At 36.5% G+C, this 1,301-nt stretch carries 2 protein-coding genes; both read right to left on the reverse strand.

Going from position 1 to position 1,301, the window contains the following annotated elements; all coding sequences use genetic code 11:
* Positions 1-42 precede the first annotated feature (42 nt).
* Complete coding sequence (locus ACM6HU_RS26410) at positions 43-924, reverse strand: IS3 family transposase (RefSeq protein ID WP_033671822.1); 882 nt, start codon at positions 922-924, stop codon at positions 43-45.
* An 8-nt stretch (positions 925-932) separates the two neighbouring features.
* A complete protein-coding gene (locus tag ACM6HU_RS26415; protein WP_016113570.1) occupies positions 933-1,229 on the reverse strand; it encodes a transposase in 297 nt (98 codons plus the stop codon).
* Positions 1,230-1,301 lie beyond the last annotated feature (72 nt).

Raw genomic sequence — 1,301 nt, forward strand, 5'->3', positions numbered from 1 at the left:
TGAAGTGACCCCTGTCAAGTAGACAGTATTTAAAAAGCGCCACTAAGCAACCTGAGTTCTATATTTATATGGACTCAGGTTATTTAATTTCTTTTGAAATCTTTGGTGATTATAAAATTGTATATATTTGCGCACGGCAAGTTTAACCTCATCGGCTTTACGGAAAGAGTATAAATGAAAACACTCTGACTTAAAGTGGCTGAAGAAGTTTTCTATACAAGCATTGTCCCAACAGTTTCCCTTTCGAGACATACTTGCCTTCATCTGATATTTTTTAAGTAATTGATTATATTGGCGGGATGTGTACTGAAACCCTTGATCACTATGTAAGAGAATCCCTTTGACGTTTCGTTTTTTCCTTGCCTTTTTAAGAGTATCTAACACGAGTTTTAAGTCGTTTCTACGACTGATTTCATAGGCAACGATTTCATTGTTGTACAGGTCCTGAATAGCGGATAAGTACAATCGCTGTCCATTGAAAATCAAGTAGGTAATATCCGTTACCCATTTTTCGTTTGGTTTTGAAGCTTGGAAGTTCCTGTTTAGATGGTTATCTGAAACCACATAGACTTCTTTTTTTCCATAGTAAGGACGTTTTCTTCTAATAACCGCTTTAATGCCTAGTTCCCCCATCAACCTTTGTATGCGTTTGTGATTCAAATGAAGGTTGTATGTGACTTTCAGCCACACTTGTACTCTTCTGTATCCATAAATCCCTCTAAGTTTTTTATGGCACATCAATATCTTTTTCTTGATTTCGGCATCCTCCAATTGTTTTTCAGAAAAAGCTGAGTTTCGTTTTCTCCACTTATAGTACCCACTTCTGGTTACACCAGCAATATCGCATAGAATGGTAACCGTATAACCTTTTTCTAACATCTCATGAATGACTTCAAACTTTCTCGTTTTGGATATAGCTTTTATGCCTCCTTTTACATCCCTAAGAGCTTTTTTAACATTTCATTCTCCGCCTCTAATCGTCTAATCTTAGCTTCTGAATCTTCTGGTTTCGTTCTTGGTCTACCCAAACCTGTGCCTTTCGCTTTACCGCGTTTTTCTTCTAGCCCTTTGATTCCTTCAGCTTCAAAGTGTTTCACCCAACGACTTACGACTGAGTGATGAATTCCTAATTCTTTAGCAACGGTTTTATAGCTCATTCCTTCTTTCAAGTACAAATCTACTGCTTTTTTCTTAAATTCTATATCGTAAGTTACTCTAATTTTCCCCATAGAAAAATCCCCTCCATAGTAAACAGATTAATGTGCTTTCTTTTTACTGTCTACTATAAGGGGATCATATCA

Origin of the sequence: Bacillus sp. IT-79MI2 (genome assembly GCF_949768135.1) — a bacterium.
In the GTDB taxonomy this organism is placed as follows: domain Bacteria; phylum Bacillota; class Bacilli; order Bacillales; family Bacillaceae_G; genus Bacillus_A; species Bacillus_A pseudomycoides.

What these genes read in the sequence shown, in the direction of transcription:
- ACM6HU_RS26415 (WP_016113570.1), bottom strand. Translation starts at nt 1,229, where the DNA reads ATGGGGAAAATTAGAGTAACTTACGATATAGAATTTAAGAAAAAAGCA.